This window comes from Streptomyces sp. CO7 (genome assembly GCF_053474865.1).
Genome location: NZ_JBRIOU010000006.1, coordinates 108,774 through 113,743, shown reverse-complemented (window position 1 = coordinate 113,743; position 4,970 = coordinate 108,774). Strand labels below are relative to the sequence as shown.

Genomic DNA, 4,970 nt, shown 5'->3' with positions numbered 1-4,970 from the left:
GGGCCGGGGCGCCTCCACGGGCGTGCGCGCGCCCGCTGACCTGCGTGACAGCCCCACCGGCTGCGCCCCGGACATGCCCTCGTGACGTACCGTTGGGTGGCCGGGCCCGGTTCACGTCACCGACGAAAGGTCACTCCATGGCGCAGGAAGTACGCGGCGTAGTCGCTCCAGGCAGGAACGAGCCGGTGCGGGTCGAGACGATCGTCGTGCCGGACCCCGGACCGGGCGAGGCCGTCGTCAAGGTGCAGGCCTGCGGGGTCTGCCACACCGACCTGCACTACAAGCAGGGCGGCATCGGCGACGACTACCCCTTCCTGCTCGGTCACGAGGCGGCCGGCGTCGTGGAGTCCGTCGGCGAGGGCGTGAGCGAGGTGGCCCCCGGCGACTTCGTCGTCCTCAACTGGCGTGCCGTGTGCGGCCATTGCCGCGCCTGTCTGCGCGGCCGTCCCTGGTACTGCTTCGACACCCACAACGCGACGCAGCGGATGACGCTCACCGACGGGACGGAGCTCACCCCGGCGCTGGGCATCGGCGCCTTCGCCGAGAAGACCCTGGTGGCCGCCGGCCAGTGCACCAAGGTCGACCCGGCGGTCTCTCCCGCCGTCGCCGGCCTGCTCGGCTGCGGCGTGATGGCGGGCATCGGCGCGGCCGTCAACACCGGCGGCGTCGGCCGCGGCGACAGCGTCGCGGTGATCGGCTGCGGCGGCGTGGGCGACGCGGCGATCGCGGGGGCGAACCTGGCGGGAGCGGCGAAGATCATCGCCGTGGACATCGACGACCGGAAGCTGGAGACCGCCCGCACCATGGGCGCCACCCACACCGTCAACAGCAAGGAGACCGACCCCGTCGAGGCGATCCGCGAGCTCACCGGAGGCTTCGGCGCCGACGTGGTGATCGAGGCGGTCGGCCGTCCGGAGACCTACCGGCAGGCCTTCTACGCACGCGACCTGGCCGGCACCGTGGTCCTGGTGGGCGTCCCCACCCCGGAAATGAAGCTGGAACTCCCGCTGCTCGACGTGTTCGGCCGCGGCGGCTCCCTCAAGTCCTCCTGGTACGGCGACTGTCTGCCCTCGCGCGACTTCCCGATGCTGATCGACCTGCACCTCCAGGGCCGCCTGCCGCTGGAGAAGTTCGTCACCGAGACGATCGAACTGACCGACGTGGAGGCCGCGTTCGAGCGCATGCACCACGGCGACGTCCTGCGCTCGGTGGTGGTGCTCCCGTGACCGCCAGGATCGAACGCCTCGTCACCTCCGGCCAGTTCAGCCTGGACGGCGGCACCTGGGACGTGGACAACAACGTCTGGATCGTCGGCGACGACCACGAGGCCGTGGTGATCGACGCGGCGCACGACGCGGAGGCGATCCTGGAGGCGGTGGGCGACCGCCGGCTGACCGGCATCGTCTGCACCCACGCCCACAACGACCACATCGACGCCGCCCCCGAGCTCGCCGAACGCACCGGGGCCGTGATCTGGCTGCACCCCGACGACCTGCACCTGTGGAAGCAGACCCACCCGGAGCGGCTGCCCGACGCCTGGCTGGAGGACGGCCTGCGGATCGAGGTGGCCGGGACCGACCTCGAGGTGATCCATACCCCCGGGCACGCCCCGGGCGCGGTCAGCCTGCGGTCGGTGGCCCTGGGCGTCGTCTTCACCGGCGACACCCTCTTCCAGGGCGGGCCGGGCGCGACGGGCAGGTCCTGGTCGAGCTTCCCGGACATCGTCGAAAGCATTCGCGAGAGGTTGCTCACGCTCCCGCCGGAGACCAAGGTCCTCACCGGCCACGGCGACAGCACCACCATCGGCGAAGAGGCCCCTCACCTGGACGAATGGATCGCCCGAGGGCACTGAGACGCACGGCGGCGAGCGGGCGCTCCGCTGGACCGGGCCGGTGAACCGGAGTGCCTTCGCGGCGTGCCGGTGCCCACCCCGTTCACGGCGCGCCCGATTTGTGATGTCATCATTTCCTCGCCGGCCTGCCTGACCCGTGACCGCTCCCAGGGCGCGGACCGCTGTCGGCACGACCAGCTCGACACGGACCAGAGGAAGGCCCTGGGTCATGGGGGACATCCGAAGGCGGGGCGCCGCCCTGCTCGCCGCGGTGCTCGCGGCGCCGCTCGCACTCGTCGTCGGCGCGGCACCGGCCGGCGCGGCGGACGGCGCGACCGTCGCCGCCGCCTGCACCGCCGGTACGGGCCCCTACCAGAGGCAGGCCGAGGGCTTCCTCGGCAGGCCGGTGGACGGCAGGCAGTCGCGCGCCGACTGCGAGGCGATCCGCGCCTTCCAGCGCAAGCACCTGATCACGCCGAGCGCCGGCTACGCGGGTCCGCTCACCTGGCGGGTGATGGACCTCATGAACCGGCAGCGGGCGGCGGGCACGAACCCGAACAAGAGCGGGCGCTGCCCCGTCGACAAGGGCCGCATCGCCTGCGTGGACCTCACCCGCCAGCTGAGCTGGATCCAGGACGGACGCAAGCTGGTGTACGGGCCTGTCCCGGTGCGTACCGGACGCGACGGCTACGAGACCCGCACGGGCCTCAAGAAGGTCTACTGGCGCAACATCGACCACGTGTCGAGCATCTACAACGTGCCCATGCCCTACAGCCAGTTCTTCGACGGCGGCCAGGCGTTCCACTCGGTGGCGATGAGCGTCTGGGCCCCGCCGGGATCGCACGGGTGCGTCAACATGACGCCCAAGGACGCCAAGAAATACTGGGAGTTGCTCCGCAAGGGCGACGAGGTGTCCGTATGGGGGCGCAAGCCCGGCACGTGATCAGAGACACGTCCGTTACGCGCGTTTTCGCCGGATTGCTCACATCGTCCCCCAGCTTTCCGCCGTATGCTTCACAACATGTCCACCACTCCTGAAACCGTCCGCCTGCGTTCGGCGGCAGAGGTGAACGAGGAGATCCGGGACCTGTTGATGAAGTCCGGCGGGCGGCTCGACCACGAGCAGCGCCGCAGGTATCAGCGCCTGGTGGGGGAGTGGGCCGCTGCCACTCCGCGGCCCAAGTCCCGCCGCCGTCCGGCCCGGGCCTCCTGAGGACCTCCTCCGCATCCCGTGTCCCCGCCCGGCGGGGGCGCGGGTCCGACAACGCCGGCGCCCGCGACCGCGTTCCGCGGCCGTCAGTGCCAGGAACGGTGCGTGTCGTCCGTCAGCTGGAAGACCGGCTCGCCCCGCACCGGGTCCTTCGCCGTCACCAGCCGGACGCGGTCGCCCGTGTGCACCCCGGCCGGCGGACCGGTCACCCGGCCCCGCACCACGAAGCCCTCGGCCATCTCTATCAGCGAGACGTTGCGGGCCGACGGCGTGTTCCGGTGGACCACCGTCGAGCGCAGTACCGTCCCGGTGCCCGCGCTGCGCTCCGTCCGCAGCTCGCTTCCCGCGCAGACCGGGCACAGCAGCTTGTGGTACATCGCGGTGCCGCACCAGGTGCAGCTCTGGTAGCTGAGGGCCTCGGTCTCCTGGGCGACGTGGTCGAGCACGCCCGTCGCGGAGAAGCCGGTGGCCGGGTGAGAGGCGAATCCTGACTGGAACACGACGGTCATCTCCCTGCGCTCGGACGGGGCGTCCCCGGCGCGCGGCGCCCCCGCGCGCGAAGCACAGCGTATGGCACCCAGTGCCACACGTAAAGGCACTGCGTACCGTCTATCGGTCCTCTGTGCCGGGGCCCAACGCCGACTCGATCTCGCGCACCACCTGCCACATCGGCGCCCGGCGCCGGGAGACCACCACGACCACGTCCTCGTCCTGGCGGTCCGGCCCGGCGCCGTCGCCGAACGCCTCGCGCACGTAGTCCAGCGCCCGCTCCACCGCCGCCTGCGCGTCGCCCTCGCCCTCCGAACGCAGCCAGGACCGCAGGACGTTGTTGTGCGCCGCGACCACCGCCGCCGCTATCACGTCCGCCCGCAGCGCCCCGTCGGGCCGGTCCGCCAGCCGCTCCCGCAGGTGCCCGGCGAAGGTCCGCTCGTAGCGCCACACCACGGACAACTCGTAGGCGCGCAGGCCCGGAACGGTCTTGGTGAGCCGGTAACGCTGCACCGAGAAGGTCGGATTGTCGGTGTAGAGGCGCAGCACCAGCCGCACCGCCTCGCAGACCCGCGCCACCGGGTCCTCGTCGCGGCCGCTGCCGGAGAGGAACTCCGTCACCTCGGCCAGCCGGCGCTCGTGGTCGGGGAAGACCACCCCCTCCTTGGAGGGGAAGTACCGGAAGAACGAGCGGCGGCCGACCCCGGCCAGCGTGACGATGTCCTCCACCGTCGTCTGCTCGTACCCCCGCTCCAGGAAGAGCCGGAAGGCGGCCTCGACCAGCGCGTCACGCATCGGCGGCTTCGACGGGAAACTCATGCCGCGAAACGTAGCACCGACCGGGCCGGGCGGCACTCCGTCCCCTCCCGGGGGGAACGCAGTGCACCAGCTAGGTTGACCTGCGCCGACGCCCTCGAGCCGCCCTGCGTCGACCCCTCCGAGGAGAAGCCCATGCCGCCCGCCCGTCCCCGCCTCCTGCACGTCACCGATCTCGCCTACCCGGCCGCGGGACGCCGGTACTGCGACGAGGACATCGACCTGTCCGCCCGCCTCGGCGAGGACTTCGACGTCGCCCTCTGCCACCCCCGGCAGGCGGCCGCGCTGATGGACTCCTTCGACGCCGTGCTCGTCCGCAACAGCGGACCCGTCCTCGGCCACCTGGACGCCCACCGCGACTTCCGCGACAGGGCGCTCGCCGCCGGGACCCGCGTGTACAACGAGCTCACCGGCAAGGGCGACATGGCCGGCAAGCAGTACCTGCTCGACCTCACCGCCGAGGGCCACCCGGTCATCCCCACCGTCGACCGGCCGGAGGACCTCGGCCGCCTGCCGGCGGCCGAGGCCTACGTCGTCAAGCCGAAGCTCGGCGCCGACTCCGTGGGACTGCGCGTCCTGCCGCCCGAGGACCTGGACCGGATCGCATACGGGGACGTCCTGGTC

Annotated in this window: 6 protein-coding genes and 1 pseudogene; 5 read left to right on the top strand and 2 right to left on the bottom strand. The window is 72.0% G+C overall.

Annotated elements, in window-relative coordinates; translation table 11 throughout:
- Positions 1 to 137 precede the first annotated feature (137 nt).
- From ACOV8S_RS21890 to ACOV8S_RS21875, 4 genes are all read left to right on the top strand, one after another.
- Positions 138 to 1,226 carry an S-(hydroxymethyl)mycothiol dehydrogenase gene (locus ACOV8S_RS21890; protein WP_448319626.1) on the top strand — a complete coding sequence of 363 codons (1,089 nt, stop codon included), beginning with the start codon at positions 138 to 140 and terminating at the stop codon, positions 1,224 to 1,226.
- Positions 1,223 to 1,852 (top strand): MBL fold metallo-hydrolase, encoded by a 630-nt coding sequence (locus tag ACOV8S_RS21885; RefSeq protein WP_108955620.1) that lies wholly within the window; start codon positions 1,223 to 1,225, stop codon positions 1,850 to 1,852. Before ACOV8S_RS21890 ends, ACOV8S_RS21885 begins: the two co-directional genes overlap by 4 nt.
- 208 nt (positions 1,853 to 2,060) lie before the next feature.
- Positions 2,061 to 2,774 carry a L,D-transpeptidase family protein gene (locus ACOV8S_RS21880; RefSeq protein ID WP_448319625.1) on the top strand — a complete coding sequence of 238 codons (714 nt, stop codon included), beginning with the start codon at positions 2,061 to 2,063 and terminating at the stop codon, positions 2,772 to 2,774.
- Between the two features lie 66 nt (positions 2,775 to 2,840).
- Positions 2,841 to 3,044, top strand: coding sequence for a hypothetical protein (locus tag ACOV8S_RS21875; RefSeq protein ID WP_108955618.1), 204 nt, complete (start codon positions 2,841 to 2,843; stop codon positions 3,042 to 3,044).
- An 83-nt stretch (positions 3,045 to 3,127) separates the two neighbouring features.
- On the opposite strand, the gene ACOV8S_RS21870 is transcribed toward ACOV8S_RS21875, so the two are convergent.
- Both ACOV8S_RS21870 and ACOV8S_RS21865 read right to left on the bottom strand, forming a co-directional pair.
- Entirely contained in the window at positions 3,128 to 3,550 is a 423-nt protein-coding gene (locus ACOV8S_RS21870) for a Zn-ribbon domain-containing OB-fold protein (protein WP_448319623.1), read from the bottom strand.
- A 100-nt stretch (positions 3,551 to 3,650) separates the two neighbouring features.
- Positions 3,651 to 4,349, bottom strand: a complete 699-nt coding sequence (locus ACOV8S_RS21865) for a TetR/AcrR family transcriptional regulator (RefSeq protein ID WP_448319621.1) — start codon at positions 4,347 to 4,349, stop codon at positions 3,651 to 3,653.
- A gap of 132 nt (positions 4,350 to 4,481) precedes the next feature.
- Between ACOV8S_RS21865 and ACOV8S_RS21860 the strand changes: the two are divergent.
- Positions 4,482 to 4,970: pseudogene (locus tag ACOV8S_RS21860) on the top strand (hypothetical protein); the annotation flags it as partial.

Coding starts and splice junctions, on each gene's coding strand:
- ACOV8S_RS21890 (WP_448319626.1), top strand. CDS start 138: ATGGCGCAGGAAGTACGCGGCGTAGTCGCTCCAGGCAGGAACGAGCCG.
- ACOV8S_RS21880 (WP_448319625.1), top strand. CDS start 2,061: ATGGGGGACATCCGAAGGCGGGGCGCCGCCCTGCTCGCCGCGGTGCTC.
- ACOV8S_RS21875 (WP_108955618.1), top strand. CDS start 2,841: ATGCTTCACAACATGTCCACCACTCCTGAAACCGTCCGCCTGCGTTCG.
- ACOV8S_RS21870 (WP_448319623.1), bottom strand. CDS start 3,550: ATGACCGTCGTGTTCCAGTCAGGATTCGCCTCTCACCCGGCCACCGGC.
- ACOV8S_RS21865 (WP_448319621.1), bottom strand. CDS start 4,349: ATGAGTTTCCCGTCGAAGCCGCCGATGCGTGACGCGCTGGTCGAGGCC.